This window comes from Arthrobacter sp. B1805 (genome assembly GCF_002929745.1).
Classification (GTDB): Bacteria; Actinomycetota; Actinomycetes; order Actinomycetales; family Micrococcaceae; genus Arthrobacter_D.
In genome coordinates this window covers 79,882-95,622 of the sequence record NZ_PJIQ01000014.1, presented here as the reverse complement: position 1 = coordinate 95,622, position 15,741 = coordinate 79,882, and the positions used below count along the sequence as shown (strand labels likewise).

Below are 15,741 nucleotides of genomic sequence, written 5' to 3'. Positions count from 1 at the left end.
GATGATTGATGACCACGTGGCGGCGAGTTGCGGGCAGAGGACGGGCGATCATGCATCAGATGCAATAATCACCGTTCTACTTTACATAATGTAGATTATCGGCGATTGGATGAGACGCCTCGAGAGCGGCGCCGTCGAGCTGCGTACGTCGTTCAATACGTCGTTCAGTTACCCTGCGCCGCCTGGAGGTCGGCGAGTTGAGCGAGCGTCTCGTTCGCCCAAGCGATGGTTGCGCGGGCTGATGACTCGCCAGCAGATATCGTGAGGAGGATGTAGGGAGCAGCGTGCGCCAGATTCGGGTCGTGAGCAATTTCGGAACGTGATGCCGACAGCTGGGCTATGACCTGTTCGGCTTGCTCGCGAGCCTGTAGAACGAGCTGCATACATGCTTCAGGCCCGAGTTGAGCGCCGAAGAACAGCCGGAGCATGAGTCCGTTCCGCGGCTTGGGCATTTGCGGGTCCTCAGCGAGCAATTCATGGAGTCGTGCGATTCCCGCGTCGGTGATACTGAAGAGTCCCGAGCGCGACCCGTCCACCTCGCGTCGCTCGACCAGCCCATCCCGCTCGAGCGCACCCAGGGTCGGGTAGATCTGACCGAAGCTTTCGCTCCAGAAGTGGCCCAGGGTATCCCTGATTTCCTCCCTCAACGCATACCCCGTCATCGGCATGATGCTGAGGGCGCCCAGTATGGCGGTTCGCGACTGGTCGGACCGTGGCATAGCTATCCCATCCTTCCTGCGTCAGAGTTCAGGCAGCGCGGCGTGCATGGCCGATCTGCACGCGTGACCCGCTGGATAATGACTCGTCGCGAGCGGCGCGCCACAGGGCGATGACCAGGGCGACCGTTACCGGCACCCAGAGCATCCGCTCCAGTAACGACGGCGATGCGACGTTCATCATGGCTCCGATCACCATCAGGGCGGCCGCAGCGTGCAGCACGCGTCGACGAACCGTGATGCCGGCCCACCGCGTGCCGGCGACGCCAGCGAGCAGAAGATAGACGACCCCCTGGACGCCACTGCCCACCCGGAGCGCACCAGGAAGCACACCGGGGTTCGATCCTCCCTGAGCCGCCGCGCCCCAGGGTGCGCCGGCTGCCAGTGCCATGAGGAAGGCTGCCACGACCACGAAGAGGGACGCGGCAACTTTTCCAGCCGTACTTGCGGGCGGGTGGTCCACGAACGGTGATCGGTTCATCTGGGCTCCTTGTGTATTCGGTGTGCACATTTCACACCATAGGACCGACTATATCTTCTAGATACACGATGTTCCAGCTTGCGCACGGGTCCCGTCCGTCGACGCAGGCTCGAAGGCGCTATGGGGTCAGGGCAACACCTCGAGGCGGCGTGGTTCGCTACCGGCGATCCTCATTGGAGAGTGAAAGGGCGGCCACCTCGAGGCAAACCGCCACTCAAGGCACACCGTCAGGAGGCGTTCAGACCCCGACGTAGTCCGCCAGGTGCCGTCCCGTCAGCGTTGCCCTGGTCGCAGCGAGATCAGCCGGCGTTCCTTCGAAGACGATTCGGCCGCCGTCATGCCCGGCGCCGGGTCCGATGTCGATGATCCAGTCGGCGTGCGCCATGACGGCTTGGTGGTGCTCGATGACGATCACCGACTTGCCGGCATCGACCAACCGGTCCAGCAACCCGAGTAGATTCTCGACGTCGGCGAGATGCAGGCCGGCCGTCGGCTCGTCCAGCACGAGGACGCCTCCCTTCTCCCCCATGTACGTCGCCAGCTTCAGGCGTTGCCGTTCGCCGCCGGACAGCGTCGTCAGCGGCTGGCCGAGGCTCAGGTAGCCGAGACCGACATCGGAGAGTCTGCCCAGGATTGCATGGGCTGCGGGTACTTTCTCATCGCCCGCGCGGAAGAATGCCAGTGCTTCCGTGACGGGCATCGCGAGGACCTCGCTGATGTCCTTTCCTCCGAGCCTGTACTCGAGCACCTCGGCGAGAAATCGCTTGCCACCACACACCTCGCACGGCGTCGCGACGCCGGCCATCATGGCGAGATCAGAGAAGATGACACCGGCCCCGTTGCACGTGGGGCACGCACCCGCCGAATTGGCGCTGAACAGGGCCGGCTTGACGCCGTTGGCCTTGGCGAACGCCTTCCGGATCGGCTCGAGCATCCCGGTGTAGGTCGCCGGATTGCTGCGGCGTGATCCCTTGATCGCTGTCTGGTCCACCGCGACGACGCCATCCCGACGCGATACGGATCCATGGATCAGGGAGCTCTTCCCCGAGCCGGCCACGCCCGTGACCACGCACAGGACCCCGAGTGGGATGTCGACGTCGACGTCGCGCACGTTGTGCGAGGTGGCTCCCCTGATCTCCAGGACGCCGTTTCGTGGGCGCAGGGTCTTCTTGAAGGACGCGCGGTCGTCGAGGTGCCGGCCGGTGAGCGTACCGCTGCTCCGCAGGCCCTCCACGGTGCCCTCGAAGCAGACGGTCCCGCCCTCGGTTCCGGCACCAGGACCGAGGTCGACGACGTGGTCGGCGATCGCGATCATCTCGGGCTTGTGTTCGACCACCAGCACCGTGTTGCCCTTGTCCCGGAGCCTCAGCAGAAGGTCGTTCATGCGCTGGATGTCGTGCGGATGCAACCCGATGGTGGGCTCGTCGAATACGTAGGTGATGTCTGTGAGCGATGAGCCGAGGTGCCTGATCATCTTGGTGCGCTGGGACTCACCGCCGGACAGGGTACCGGACGGGCGATCGAGGCTCAGATAGCCGAGCCCGATCTCGACGAACGAGTCGAGGGTCTCCCCCAGAGCGGTCAGCAGCGGTGCGACCGACGGCTCGTGCAGGTTCCGGACCCAGGCTGCGAGGTCGCTGATCTGCAGGGCGCACGCGTCGGCGATGCTGATGCCGTCGATCTTCGACGACCGGGCGGCTGCGCTCAGTCTGGTGCCGTCACACTCGGGACACGTGGTGAAGGTGATGGCGCGGTCGACGAACGCGCGGATATGAGGCTGCATCGCCTCTCGGTCCTTCGACAGCATCGACTTCTGGATCTTGGGGACAAGACCCTCGTAGGTGATGTTGATCCCGTCCACCTTGATCTTGGTGGGTTCCTTGTAGAGGAGGTCCTGCAACTCGCGCTTGGTGAAGTTCCGGATGGGCTTGTCGGCATCGAAGAAACCGCAACCGCCGAAGATCCGGCCGTACCAGCCGTCCATGCTGTAACCGGGAATGGTCAGGGCGCCGCCGTTGAGCGACTTGGAGTCGTCGTACAACTGCGTGAGGTCGATATCGGTCACCGATCCCATGCCCTCGCATCGCGGGCACATCCCGCCGGTGATGGTGAAGCTGCGGCGCTCCTTCACCGTGGTGCCGCCCCGCTCCATGGTGACAGCACCGGCTCCGCTGATGGACGCGACGTTGAACGAGAAAGCCTGCGGTGAGCCGACGTAGGGCTGACCCAGGCGCGAGAACACGATGCGGAGCATCGCATTCACGTCCGTGGCGGTACCCACGGTGGAGCGCGGATTGGCGCCCATGCGTTCCTGGTCCACGATGATCGCCGTCGTCAGGCCCTCGAGGACGTCCACATCAGGCCGCGCCAGCGTGGGCATGAATCCCTGCAGGAACGCGCTGTAGGTCTCGTTGATCATGCGTTGCGACTCCGCGGCGATGGTATCGAAGACCAGGGAGCTCTTGCCGGAACCGGAAACACCGGTGAAGACCGAGAGCCTCCGCTTCGGGATGTCGATCGAGACGTCCTTCAGGTTGTTCTCCCGCGCGCCCTGCACCCGGATGAGGTCGTGCCTGTCCGCTGCGTGCTGCACGCCCTGTGCGGCGTCCGTCGTTGCGATGCTCATGGTGCCTCCATCAGTTGGGCGGGCGCTTCAGCTCCGGTGCGTGGTGGTGCAGGTGACGACGGCGTGTCCGAGGCCTTCCGCAGCACGTCCGATTCTCCGTCGTCGCGCTCCAACCGGCAATGGGGCGTTCGCGCGTTCCTGTCCGCGATTGTGCTTTGCTGGAGCCATGAGTGCCGATGCTTCAAGCAACCAGTTCCCCGATCGGCTGTCCGCCACCGACCTCGTGAGCAGGGTCGAAGCCATCCTGGACGGCGATGTGCCGCCCATCGTGACTGCCGGCGATCCTGTTCTTCGCCGACCCGCGCAGCATTTCGACGGTCAGCTCGACGACGAAACACTGGGCCGCCTCGTGGCGGTGATGCGGCGCGTCATGCAGGAGGCGCCGGGTGTCGGGCTCGCCGCGCCGCAGATCGGCATCCCCCTGCGCATCGCCGTGCTCGAGGATCAGGGCGTCCAGGATGCAGCGATCGCCGCAGCCCGCACGCGCACTCCCCTGCCCTTCACCGTGATCATCAATCCCCGGTACGAGGCGGCCGGTGACCGTCTGGACGCGTTCTACGAGGGCTGCCTTTCAGTGCCCGGATACCAGGCCGTCGTCGAGCGCCACCACAGCATCACGGCCACCTACACCCAGCCGGACGGACTCACGGTCACGCACCGCTTCGACGGCTGGCCCGCACGCATAGTCCAGCACGAGACGGATCACCTGAACGGACAGCTGTACCTCGACCGCGCAATCCTTCGGTCACTCACCTCCAACGCCGAGTCCGGACGCTGGGCCGGACCCTCCATCGACGGCGCGCGGCGGGGCCTCGACTTCTGAGGCCCCGCCGTCGGGCCGTTTTTACCGGGTAGCCGGGTCCGGCTGGTTGGCGCTGGTCGGCAAGTACCTGGCCCACCAGCGCAGGATGTGCTCGAATCGCTGCCGGCGATGCCACGGCGAACCCGACCTCGACAGCTCGTGGGTCTCGCCCGGGAACACCAGCAACTCCGTTTCGACGCCCTGCTTCTTGAGCGCGGTGTAGTACCGCTGGGCCTGCTCGATGGGACACCGGAGGTCTTCCTCGGAATGAATGACGAATGCCGGTGTCCTCACGCTGCCGATCTTCGCGAACGGACTCTGCTGCTCGACGTGCGCAGGATCGGTTCCGGTGTACTGCTCGGAGAAGAACCAGCCGATGTCCGACGATCCGACGAACGACGGCGGGTCGAGGTACCCGCGCTCGACGATGGCGGCGTGGAACCGATGGTCGTGCGCGATCGTCCATGCCGTGAGATATCCACCGTAGGAGCCGCCCATGACACCGAGCCGTTCGTTGTCCATGACCTCGAACTCGGCGAGCGCGCCGTCGAGATAGGCCAGGACGTCGTCGAGGTCGACCGTGCCCATCGCCTCCTTGATGCTTCGACCGTGGTCCGGTCCATACCCCGCGGAGCCGCGCGGATTGCACAGCAGGACCGCATAACCCGCCGCGGCGTACACCTGGGCTTCGTCGAAGTACCCCCAGCCGTACTGGGCGAAGGGACCTCCGTGGATGACGAGCAGCACGGGATGCGGTCCGTCACCCTCTGGCAACACGACCCAGCCATGCACGGAGGCACCATCCGGAGCTGTGTAGGTGCGCTCCTGCATGTCCCCGACGCGTGTACGGGCGCGGAGCGCAGCGGAGAAGTCCGTGAGCGGGCGTAGCGCCGCCCGGTCGACGACGGCGACGTCGCCGGTCGTCGAAGGATCCGTGTAGGTGACGACCACCGCGCCTCCCGCCGACGCGGCTCCCGTGACGACAGTGGGGCCGGTGACGAGTGTCTCCGACTCCCCCGTCGCCGAGAAGCGGAGCAGCTCGCCCATGCCTCGCGAACGGTTGAAGACGAGGACGGCGTCGCCGGAGTCACGGACGATGTCCTGGACATCACCCAGATCGACGGTGCCGGGGTCGCTCAGGCGCCGCAGGGCCTGCGGATCGTTCATCGGAGCGGCGTACAGGGCCGTGCTGCGGGCCACGAAATCCACGCCGGACGGTGACAGGTCGGTGGCCAGGAAGAACAGCCAGGAGCCGTCGGCGCTGGGACTCGGGGCGCTGCACCCGAGGCGGGTGCCCCCGGACAGGTTCGTCAATTGGCGCTGGTCGCCGCCGTCGAGTGCTATCGAATGGATATCGGAGACGAGCGTCGAGTCGGCGTCGCGCGCCAGGGCCGCTGTGAAGAAGATCCGCATGCCGTCTGCGGAGAAGGCGGGCTCGAGGTGGTCCGCATCGGCTGTCGTCACCTGGGTGGCGCGCGGCACCGCGCCTTGCTCCTCGAGTGCCCCGGGTCCGTCCACGCGCTCCTGCTTCAGCCTGCCGACGGCCTCGATCCAGGGCTCGGCGTCGAGGTCCGGAACGTCCACGGTGAACAGCTGTGAGCGCTTGTCCGTCGTGTAACCGAGGCCGTTCATCCGGTACTTGTACTGCGTGATGAGGCGCGGGTCCTCGAGGCCGGCGCCCACCCCGTCGAGCGTGCCGTACCGCCCGGGCTCGGGCACCCGTGCAGCGAAGACGACCGTCCGCGAGTCGGGTGCCACGTCGAACCGGGAGACGCCGAGGGGCTGGTCCGTCAGTTGGACCGGCTCCCCACCCGTGGCGCGCACCACGAACAGCTGGGGCTTCCCGCCGGGCGCTGCACGAAGGAAGAGGAGCAGCTCTCCATCGGGCGAATAGCGGGGGGCGGTGTCGCGGAAGCCGCGCGTCAGCCGTCGTCGTGCGCCCTCGAGCGTCACCTCCCATAGCTGCCCGACATAGGAATCGGCACGGAAGTCGGGACGGGTCGCGGCCACCACCAGGCGGGAGCCATCCGGATGCAGGGTCGGCGTACCGGTGGTGGTCAGAAGGTCGATCTGGTCTGGTTTCACCCCTCGACTGAACCTGAAATAGTGGCCTGCGTCAACGGTGGGCACCGCTGTCTCCCTAGGATGGAACGATGCCCGATCTCCCCGACCAGCTCCTCACCTGCCCTGTCTGCGGACAACCGCTGCACCTGATCCGTCGCACGCTCGCGTGCGACCACGGGCACCGCTTCGACGCGGCACGCCAGGGCTACTTCAATCTGCTGACGGGGAAGGGCTCGCCGTTCGAGGGGGACACCGCCGCCATGGTCGATGCCCGGGAGGCGTTCCTCGGCTCGGGCCACTACACGCCGCTGCGCACCGCGGTCGTCCAGGCCGCCCTGCGTCACGCGCCGACTCCCGCTGTCGCCCTGGATGCCGGTGCTGGCACGGGCTACTACCTCGCAGGGTTGATGACGGCAGTTCCGGGGCTGTTTCCCGTAGCACTCGACATCTCGAAGATCGCCCTGCGGCGAGCTGCACGCTGCCTTCCGGGAGGAGCGAGTCTGGTCTGGGACGTCCGGCGGCCCCTTCCCCTCGCGAGCGGCTCGGTGGATGTGGTGCTGAACGTCTTCGCGCCGAGGAATCCCGGGGAGTTCGCCCGTGTGCTCGCACCCACGGGGTGCGTCGTCGTCGTGACCCCGCGTCCGGGCCACCTCGACGGGCTAGAGGCGGTGGGGCCGTTGCTGTCCGTGCCCGCGCAGAAGGCCGACGACGTCCTCGCGGCTTTCAGGGGCGTCCTGGTCGAGACCGGGCGGGAGGAACTCGACAACGTGATGAAGCTTCCGCCGGATCTGGCCCGCTCCGCGCTGGTCATGGGACCGGCGGCGCACCACGCGGCGGGTACGGAGGCCACGACGACGGCCACCGGCAGTTCCGCTCCCCTCGACGTCACAGCCCGCTTCACCGTGCAGGTGCTCACGCGCGGGTAACCCCTGCGCACGGCGAGCGAGGATGCCGGCGCTGACGGCACGGATGGATAACAACTGCACGCCGGGCAAGCTGCCGCCCTAGGTTATGTCAGACCCGTTTGCCATGATGGAGGCAACGGCCGCGCGACGCGGCAGGGACGTGAGGGGATGCTCGATGGAATGGTTGCTCGCGAACGGCTGGGTTCTGTGGCTCGTCCTGTTCCTGGGGTTGGCCGCAGTGGAGACCCTGACGCTGGACCTGTTCTTCATCATGCTGTCGGTCGGGGCCCTTGCTGCCCTGGTCGCGACGTTTGCGGGAGCAGGGCTGGTCCTCCAGATCGTCGTCTTCGCTGCCGTGTCGTTGCTCATGATCCTGCTTGTCCGGCCAATCGCCCTGCAGCACCTGAAGAAGGGGCCGGCAGACCAACTGAACAACATCGACCGCCTGGTCGGCGCTTCGGCCCTCGCTCTCGAGCCGGTGACCGCGCACTCTGGCACCGTGAAGATCGGTGGCGACACCTGGACGGCGCGTTCCTCCACCGGGACCGCACTTCCCGCGGGGACGCGCTTGTCCGTGGCACGGATCGACGGTGCAACCGCCGTCGTCGAGCCGGCTTTCGACCCGCCAGCTTCTCCCGTCGCCGAGGCCTGAACGTCTAGCCTTGCCTTCTCCGGTCCCGGCCTCCCGGGATGCAACCACCACAACAAAGGGGATCCATGAACGGCAACGCCGGGACGATCGGGCTCACTCTGGTCCTGATCGTCCTCATCATCTTCGTCCTGGTCGTACTCGTGAAGTCCGTCCGAATCATCCCGCAGGCGCGAGCGGGGGTCGTCGAGCGGCTCGGCAAGTACCAGCGGACGTTGAACCCGGGACTGACCATCCTGATTCCGTTCGTCGACAGGCTGCTCCCGCTGCTGGACCTCCGCGAGCAGGTGGTTTCCTTCCCGCCCCAACCTGTGATCACCGAGGACAACCTCGTGGTGTCCATCGATACGGTGGTCTACTTCCAGGTCACCGATCCCCGTGCTGCCACTTATGAGATCGCGAACTACATCCAGGCGGTCGAACAGTTGACCACCACCACCCTCAGGAACGTGGTGGGCGGGCTGAACCTGGAAGAGGCCCTCACCTCCCGCGACCAGATCAACGGACAGCTCCGCGGCGTCCTCGACGAAGCGACAGGCCGTTGGGGTATCAGGGTGGGCCGTGTGGAGCTGAAGGCCATCGACCCTCCCCTGTCGATCCAGGATTCGATGGAGAAGCAGATGCGGGCCGAGCGCGACCGGCGCGCCGCCATCCTCACGGCAGAAGGCACGAAGCAGTCGCAGATCCTGACGGCGGAGGGGCAGCGTCAGGCCGCCATCCTCGCTGCCGAGGGCGATGCGAAGGCAGCGATCCTCCGGGCAGACGGCGAGGCGCAGGCGATCCACAAGGTTTTCGACGCGATCCACAAGGGGAACCCGACCCAGAAACTGCTTGCCTACCAGTACCTGCAGACCCTCCCCAAGCTCGCTGACGGTTCGGCGAACAAGCTGTGGATCATTCCGAGCGAGGTCGGCGAGGCGCTGAAGGGCATCGGCAATGTACTGGGAACCACCACCCCGGACTCCCCCTCTGACGGGCCTGAGATGGTATCGCGTACCTGACCGCCGTTAAGGGTCACGATGGCCGCCGTCGACTTCTCGACGGCGGCCATCCTTCTTTCGCCGGAAGCCGCGAGCAGGACCCGGTGCACAGAGCCGCTTCGCGAACGAGGGCGCCGCCGGAACACCTGTATAGTTAGCTGTTTACCGTCCGCTTGCAGGAACATCTTCGCGGCGCTCGGTGTTATACGAACAGCTTCCCCTTCGCCCTCGGGCGATCGAGGGGTCGGGGGTGCCGTCGGCACCGTCGGCGAACTTCTGTGAAGAACAGCGGCAACGGCCTCCCGCCTACGGGCGGCCAAGGTGATGAGGAGAAAATCATGAGCGATCGCAGCCTGCGCGGCATGCGCCTCGGTGCGCAGTCGATGGAAACGGAGTCGGGCGTCGAGCCTGCCCCCCGGCAGCGCGTCGAGTACCGGTGCGAGGACGGCGAGCGGGTCTTCGTGACCTTCTCGTCCGAAGCCGAGATCCCGGCGACCTGGGTGTCGAAGACCGGTAAGGAAGCACTCCTCGTCGATGGCGAGAAGCCGGACACGTCGAACGACAAGCCCGTCCGTACCCACTGGGACATGCTCCTCGAGCGCCGCTCGGTGGAGGAACTCGAGCAGATTCTCCAGGATCGCCTCACGATCTTGCGCGAGCGCCGCGGTGAGCGCCGCTCCGCCTGAGAACACACCGCACGAAAGAGGGCACCCGCCGCGGCGGGTGCCTTCTTTCGTGCAGGCAGAAGATCAGTGTCGTTCCGTGAGCTTCTGCCAGCGTGCAGCGAGGCCCCAACGCGTGACGTTGGCGATGGCCTCCACCACGATGTTTCCGCTCATCTTGGATGCGCCGAGTTCGCGCTCAACGAAGGTGATCGGCACTTCCACGATGGTGAGGCCCAGGCGGGCAACCCTGAAGGTCATGTCCACCTGGAAGCCGTAGCCGACGGATTCCACGGCGGCGAGGTCGAGGGTCTCCAGGGTGGAGCGGCGGAAGGCCCGGAACCCTGCGGTGATGTCACGAACCGGGAGTCCGAGCATGAGCCGCGAGTAGGTGCTGCCCGCGCGTGACAGGAGCTTCCGGTGGGCCGGCCAGTTGACGACACTGCCGCCACTGACCCATCGGCTACCGATGACGAGGTCTGCGCCGTCCACGGCATCAAGGAGGCGCTGCAGTTGTTCCGGCTTGTGGGAGCCGTCGGCGTCCATCTCGACCAGGACGTCATAGTCCCGTTCGAGACCCCAACGGAACCCGGCGATATAGGCCGCACCGAGCCCCTCCTTGCCGGTGCGGTGCAGCACGTGGACCTGGCTGTCGTCGGCTGCCGCACGGTCTGCGAGGTCGCCCGTACCATCGGGACTGTTGTCGTCCACGATCAGGACGTCAGAGGCCGGAACTGCAGCGCGGAGGCGTGCGAGGGTCAGCGGGAGTGACTCGATCTCGTTGTAGGTAGGGATGATCGTGACGACTCGCACGCAGGTGGACCTTTCCTTCGGGGGTGCGCCTCGCGCGCAGGGACCGACCCCGTATGCGGAGCCAGTGTGCAAGTATAGGCGACGGCCGCAGGGCATTCTTGACGGTCCTGCTCCATGGGCCGGGGCGTGTCGTGCGTCGGTCGGCACTCGGGCAGGTCCACTCGTCTTCGTACCGGTTCCGCATTTCACGACACCGTTTTCTACTGACGCGCAGACCTGCCCTTTTGAGTACCGGTTCCGTTCAGGCGGGCAACGCGCGCCATTGAAGAAGGCCGATGCGTTGCGCTCTCGGAGACCGGCCAGGTTTCCTCCCGCAGGAGATCCTCTAACCCGTAGGGCAAAAGCTTACGTGCTGTGGAGGAGGTGTCAACAGCGCTGTGACCTGCGCAAACGCCTCTTTTCGCAGGTCAGGACGGTGTGGCGGACGTCCTGGAATACCCGCGGAAACGACGTCGGACTAGGCGGCCAGGAAGCCCTCGGCGACATACAGACGGTGCCCGTCGTGAACCGTCTCGAGACACAGCGGGGCGTTCTCGGTATCGAGGGCGGGGAGCAGCGGCGTGCCCGCACGTGGGTCGGTGCTCCAGGACTGGACGCGGTTGTCCGGCGTCTGCACCATGAGCTCATCGACCTTCCAGACGGCGAAGGACGCGGGCGCCCCCGGTGCCAGCTGACCCATCATCGGGCTGCGACCGGAGAGTCTCCAGCTGGCCCGCGTATGGGCGATGAAGGCCGCACGCGCCGAGATGTTCTCGGCGGGGTTGCTGTGCTGCAAGCAGGCGCGGACCGAGGCCCAGGGATCGAGCGGGGTGACCGGGCTGTCCGAACCAAGCGCCACGAGGACACCTGCGGACAGAAGCGACGCGAACCGATTCATGCCCGAGCGCCGCTCCCCCAGCCGCTGGTCGTACAAGCCGCCGTCATGGCCCCAGAGGGCATCGAACACGGGCTGGCCGCTGACTGCGACGCCATAGTGCACCAGGGCACCGATCGCCGCGTCGTCGGCGAGCTCGACGTGCTCCAGACGGTGTCGAGCCCTGCGGACTTCTTCGATCCCGAGCTCCGCAGCCGTCGCTTCGAGCCCCCGCAGCACGACGTCGAGACCCGCGTCCCCTATGACGTGGAAACCCGCCTGGACAGTCTCCGCCGTGGTTGCGAGCAGGTGCGCGGCGACGTCGTCCTCGCTCAGGTAGAGCGTGCCCGTGGAACGGGGATCGTCGCTGTAGGGCGCACGGAGGGCCGCCGTGCGCGATCCGATGGAACCGTCGACGTTGAGGTCACCGGCGAGGCCGGCCAGTCGACCTCCGAAGCCCTCCATGAAGCCGCGGACGTCCTCACGCGTCCGGGTCAGCTGCGCCCAGTAGGGAATGACCTCGGGAAGGGGAACATCCCCGGCAGAGCCGTCGATGGAGAGCAGTGACTCGAGGTCCTCACGCGGCGCGATATGAGGTGCGGCCATCTCCGTGACGGCGACGTACCCCCGGGATGCCGCATGAAGGAGCGCCGCGTGCTGGTAACTGCGGCGCTGGTCCGGCGTCAGGCTCCGCGTGGCCCTTCGCGCGGCTTCGTGGGCTGCTCGGACGACGAAGCCGTCCGACCACCCGTCCACGCCGGCCAGACCCAGCCCCGCTGCCAGCGAACCGGACACGACAGCCGAGTGGATGTCGGCGCGAACGAGGTAGACGAGCGCGCCGTCCCCGGCACGGTCGAGCTCGGCGGCAGTCGGTACGCGCTTCTCCGGCCACTGGGACTCGTCCCAGCCGAACCCGAGGATCGTGGAGGCCCCCGAGGCCGCTGCATCCCCTACGGCCTGTAGCAGCTCCCCGAGGGACCGGCAGGCAGTCAGGTCGATCGATCCGAGGGCGATGCCCGTCTCGGTGGTATGCGCGTGGGCGTCGACGAACCCCGGAGTGATCAGCGCCCCATCGAGGTCGACCGTCCGCACGCCGGGGCCGGTGAGGTTCGCGGCCGCGTGCTCCGAACCCACCCATGCCACCACACCTCGGTCGATGAGCATTGCAGTCGCGAAGGGATCGGCGGGGCTGTAGACGGACCCGTTGCGATACAGGACGGTAGTCGGGTCTTCAGGGGTGGGCATGGGGATGCTCGGCGGCTTTCTGTCATCGGCGGGGCCCGGGACGGGCTTTACTCACTGATGTTCGAGTATGCCACCACGCCACGTCGAACCAGCTTGATGGCGCGCACACACGTCTGGTGCAGACCCTCGGGCAGGTCGGGCACCTTGGCGAGCTGGTCCAGCAGGTCGATCACCTGCTTGGACCACCGCACGAAATCTCCGGCTGCCAGTTCGGTTCCGCTCAGTGCCGCCTGCAGGGACCGGCCCTGAGCCCACTTGAACATCGGCCAGACGAGCGAGAGCTCCGGCTCACCCGTGACGGGGAGTCGGTGCTGCTCCTCGACGTCGTTGAGCTGCGACCACTGCCGGATGATCGTCTCGACGGAACCCTCCAGCGAAACGCTCGGCATCACCGGCCGCACGCCGCGCTCCTCGCGTTTGGCCTGGTAGACCAGGACAGTGGTCAGCGCCGCGAGTTCCGCCGCGTCGAGGTCGCTGAACGCACCTTCCTCGATGCACAGCGCTATGAGGAGATCCTTCTCCCCATAGATCCGTCGGAGCTTCTGACCGGATGCACTGACGAACACGCCGCCGTCGGTGTACTCGAGGTAGCCGTAGTGGCCGAGGACTTCCGAGACGCGATCGAACGTCTTGGCGATGGTATTGGTCCGTCCGCGGATCTGGCCCGCGAGCTTGTCGGTCTCCCTGCGCAGCTTCCACCAGCGCTCGGCCCACCGGGCGTGCTGCTCGCGCTCGCTGCAGCCGTGGCACGGGTGTGCCCTCAGCCGGCGCCGGAGCTCGGTGATGGCGCGTTCCTCCGCTGCTGCCGACGCGGAATAGCCGGCGGCTACACGATCGGCGCCACGACGCGGCGGCCGATGCTCGTCGAGCGCGTTGCGCAGCGACGACGTGAGGTCACGGCGGTCCTTGGGGCTGCGGGCACTGAAATGCTTCGGAATCCTGATGCGGGAGAGGACCTCGACCGGACCGTCGAGGTCCTGCACACCGACACGGCGGATCTGGGTCTCCAGTGTGAGGACGGTAGGGCGGGGCTCACGCGACGTATCGCTGTCCAGCACGACGGCGTACCCCTGACTCCGGCCGCCCGGCACGTCGATGACGTCGCCGGGCCGCAGGGACTCCAGGGAGGACTCGGCCGCCGACCGCAGCGTCCGTGACCTGTCCCGAGTCGCCCTCGACTCGAGGTCGGAGAGCTCCCGGCGCAGGTTCGCGTACTCGCGGAAGTCGCCGAGATGGCACGTCATGGACTTCTCGTAGCCCTTGAGCGATTCCTCGCGGCTGCGAACCTGCTTCGCCAGGCCGACGACGGAGCGGTCGGCCTGGAACTGCGCGAAGGATGTCTCGAGGATCTCCCGCGACCGCTCCTGCCCGAACTGTGCCATGAGGTTGATACTCATGTTGTACGTGGGGCGGAAGCTGGAATTCAGCGGGTAGGTCCGGCGAGACGCCAGGCCGGCGACCGCGCCGGGATCGGTTCCGGGCTGCCAGAGGACGACGGCGTGGCCCTCGACGTCGATGCCGCGCCGACCTGCTCGGCCGGTCAGCTGCGTGTACTCTCCCGCGGTGACGTTCACGTGCGCTTCACCGTTGAACTTGTCGAGCTTCTCCAGCACGACCGTGCGGGCGGGCATGTTGACGCCGAGCGCGAGTGTCTCGGTCGCGAAGACCGCCTTCACCAGGCCGCCGGCGAACAGGCGCTCGACGATCTCCTTGAAGGTCGGCAGCATACCGGCATGGTGAGCGGTGAACCCGCGGATGAGGCCCTCCCGCCAGGTCCAGAACCCGAGGATCTCGAGGTCGTCTCGTGGGATGTCCATCGTGGCGGCGTCGATCGTCTCGCTGATCTCGTCCCGTTCGTCCTCGCTGGTGAGCCACAGACCTGCGTTGAGGCACTGCGTCACGGCTGCCTCGCACCCCGCACGCGAGAAGATGAAGGTGATGGCCGGCAGCAGGTCCGACCGGTCGAGCGCGCTGATCACCTGTGGCCGGGTCGCGCGCCGCACCGCCGTCGTCTGGGGCGGACCGCCGCGACCGTTGCGCGGCTTGCCGCGGCGTCCGGCGGTGCCCCAGCCTGCACGCTGGTTCAGGCGTATCTCGTTGCTGGCGAGCTCGAGCAGCTCCGGGTTGACGTCGTACTGGTCGCGGGCGCCGGCTTCCGCCCCCGCGGGCGCTGCTTCGTCGAAGGCGACATCGCCGGCGAACAGGTCGATGAGGTTCTGGCCGACCATGACGTGCTGCCAGAGCGGAACGGGGCGGTGTTCGGAGACGACGACGTCCGTGTCGCCGCGCACGGTGTCCAGCCACGCACCGAACTCCTCGGCATTGGAGACGGTTGCACTGAGGGATACCACCTTGACCTCGGTCGGCAGGTGGATGATCACCTCCTCCCACACCGCACCGCGGAAACGGTCCGCCAGGTAGTGCACCTCGTCCATCACCACGTAACCGAGGTTGTCGAGGGCGTCCGAGTTCGCATACAGCATGTTGCGCAGTACCTCGGTGGTCATCACGATGACGTCGGCGTCCGGGTTGATACTCGTGTCACCGGTCAGCAGTCCCACGCGGTCGTTGCCGTGCACGGAGGCGAGTTCCGAGTACTTCTGGTTGCTGAGCGCCTTGATCGGCGTGGTGTAGAACGCCTTCAGCCCGTGCTGCAGGGCCAGGAAGACCGCGAATTCCCCGACCACAGTCTTGCCTGCGCCGGTCGGCGCAGCGACCAGTACTCCCCTACCGGCCTCGAGCGCCGTGCACGCCTCCCGCTGGAAGGGATCGAGGTCGAACTCCAGGGTCTGCTCGAAATGGAACAGCTGTGTCCTGGAGTGCTCCGTGCGGGCCTTTGCAGCTGCGTATCTCTCCGCGGGGGTGCTCATCATTCCACCCTAGACGCTCACCCGCAGCTGGGCACGGCGTGTACGCGCAGAGCGTTCGGGCCGCATGGTGCTTGC

The 15,741-nt window shown here is 66.7% G+C and carries 12 protein-coding genes; 5 read left to right on the top strand and 7 right to left on the bottom strand.

Annotated features, from left to right (window positions below; genetic code table 11):
- Positions 1-164 precede the first annotated feature (164 nt).
- The 3 genes from CXQ96_RS14610 to CXQ96_RS14600 form a co-directional block, all read right to left on the bottom strand.
- A complete protein-coding gene (locus CXQ96_RS14610) occupies positions 165-719 on the bottom strand; it encodes a PadR family transcriptional regulator (RefSeq protein ID WP_104118749.1) in 555 nt (184 codons plus the stop codon).
- Positions 720-747: 28 nt separating this feature from the next.
- A complete protein-coding gene (locus CXQ96_RS14605; protein WP_104118748.1) occupies positions 748-1,197 on the bottom strand; it encodes a hypothetical protein in 450 nt (149 codons plus the stop codon).
- 238 nt (positions 1,198-1,435) lie between these two features.
- Positions 1,436-3,823: an excinuclease ABC subunit UvrA gene (locus tag CXQ96_RS14600; protein WP_104118747.1), complete on the bottom strand. Its 2,388-nt coding sequence runs from the start codon at positions 3,821-3,823 to the stop codon at positions 1,436-1,438.
- 166 nt (positions 3,824-3,989) lie between these two features.
- Between CXQ96_RS14600 and CXQ96_RS14595 the strand changes: the two genes are divergently transcribed.
- Positions 3,990-4,646 carry a peptide deformylase gene (locus tag CXQ96_RS14595; RefSeq protein WP_104118746.1) on the top strand — a complete coding sequence of 219 codons (657 nt, stop codon included), beginning with the start codon at positions 3,990-3,992 and terminating at the stop codon, positions 4,644-4,646.
- A gap of 21 nt (positions 4,647-4,667) precedes the next feature.
- Here CXQ96_RS14595 and CXQ96_RS14590 read toward each other — a convergent pair whose 3' ends face one another.
- Entirely contained in the window at positions 4,668-6,710 is a 2,043-nt protein-coding gene (locus CXQ96_RS14590; RefSeq protein WP_104118745.1) for a S9 family peptidase, read from the bottom strand.
- A 68-nt stretch (positions 6,711-6,778) separates the two neighbouring features.
- Between CXQ96_RS14590 and CXQ96_RS14585 the strand changes: the two genes are divergently transcribed.
- The 4 genes from CXQ96_RS14585 (at position 6,779) to CXQ96_RS14570 (ending at position 9,909) form a co-directional block, all read left to right on the top strand.
- Positions 6,779-7,615, top strand: coding sequence for a putative RNA methyltransferase (locus tag CXQ96_RS14585; RefSeq protein WP_104118744.1), 837 nt, complete (start codon positions 6,779-6,781; stop codon positions 7,613-7,615).
- A 154-nt stretch (positions 7,616-7,769) separates the two neighbouring features.
- Positions 7,770-8,246: an NfeD family protein gene (locus tag CXQ96_RS14580; RefSeq protein ID WP_104118743.1), complete on the top strand. Its 477-nt coding sequence runs from the start codon at positions 7,770-7,772 to the stop codon at positions 8,244-8,246.
- Positions 8,247-8,311: 65 nt separating this feature from the next.
- A complete protein-coding gene (locus tag CXQ96_RS14575; RefSeq protein ID WP_104118742.1) occupies positions 8,312-9,244 on the top strand; it encodes an SPFH domain-containing protein in 933 nt (310 codons plus the stop codon).
- A 317-nt stretch (positions 9,245-9,561) separates the two neighbouring features.
- Positions 9,562-9,909, top strand: coding sequence for an RNA polymerase-binding protein RbpA (locus tag CXQ96_RS14570; RefSeq protein WP_104051092.1), 348 nt, complete (start codon positions 9,562-9,564; stop codon positions 9,907-9,909).
- 63 nt (positions 9,910-9,972) lie between these two features.
- Here the strand turns inward: CXQ96_RS14570 and CXQ96_RS14565 are convergent, their stop codons facing one another.
- The 3 genes from CXQ96_RS14565 to CXQ96_RS14555 all read right to left on the bottom strand — a co-directional run bounded on the left by CXQ96_RS14565 (position 9,973) and on the right by CXQ96_RS14555 (position 15,666).
- Positions 9,973-10,698 (bottom strand): polyprenol monophosphomannose synthase, encoded by a 726-nt coding sequence (locus CXQ96_RS14565; RefSeq protein WP_104118741.1) that lies wholly within the window; start codon positions 10,696-10,698, stop codon positions 9,973-9,975.
- A 457-nt stretch (positions 10,699-11,155) separates the two neighbouring features.
- Positions 11,156-12,796, bottom strand: coding sequence for an amidohydrolase (locus tag CXQ96_RS14560; protein ID WP_104118740.1), 1,641 nt, complete (start codon positions 12,794-12,796; stop codon positions 11,156-11,158).
- A gap of 47 nt (positions 12,797-12,843) precedes the next feature.
- Positions 12,844-15,666, bottom strand: a complete 2,823-nt coding sequence (locus tag CXQ96_RS14555; protein ID WP_104118739.1) for an RNA helicase — start codon at positions 15,664-15,666, stop codon at positions 12,844-12,846.
- Between the last annotated feature and the right edge of the window lie 75 nt (positions 15,667-15,741).

Bases quoted from the DNA above. Each gene is read 5' to 3' on its own strand.
- CXQ96_RS14600 (WP_104118747.1), bottom strand. From the start codon at position 3,823: ATGAGCATCGCAACGACGGACGCCGCACAGGGCGTGCAGCACGCAGCG.
- CXQ96_RS14570 (WP_104051092.1), top strand. From the start codon at position 9,562: ATGAGCGATCGCAGCCTGCGCGGCATGCGCCTCGGTGCGCAGTCGATG.
- CXQ96_RS14605 (WP_104118748.1), bottom strand. From the start codon at position 1,197: ATGAACCGATCACCGTTCGTGGACCACCCGCCCGCAAGTACGGCTGGA.
- CXQ96_RS14555 (WP_104118739.1), bottom strand. From the start codon at position 15,666: ATGAGCACCCCCGCGGAGAGATACGCAGCTGCAAAGGCCCGCACGGAG.
- CXQ96_RS14585 (WP_104118744.1), top strand. From the start codon at position 6,779: ATGCCCGATCTCCCCGACCAGCTCCTCACCTGCCCTGTCTGCGGACAA.
- CXQ96_RS14610 (WP_104118749.1), bottom strand. From the start codon at position 719: ATGCCACGGTCCGACCAGTCGCGAACCGCCATACTGGGCGCCCTCAGC.
- CXQ96_RS14580 (WP_104118743.1), top strand. From the start codon at position 7,770: ATGGAATGGTTGCTCGCGAACGGCTGGGTTCTGTGGCTCGTCCTGTTC.
- CXQ96_RS14575 (WP_104118742.1), top strand. From the start codon at position 8,312: ATGAACGGCAACGCCGGGACGATCGGGCTCACTCTGGTCCTGATCGTC.
- CXQ96_RS14560 (WP_104118740.1), bottom strand. From the start codon at position 12,796: ATGCCCACCCCTGAAGACCCGACTACCGTCCTGTATCGCAACGGGTCC.
- CXQ96_RS14595 (WP_104118746.1), top strand. From the start codon at position 3,990: ATGAGTGCCGATGCTTCAAGCAACCAGTTCCCCGATCGGCTGTCCGCC.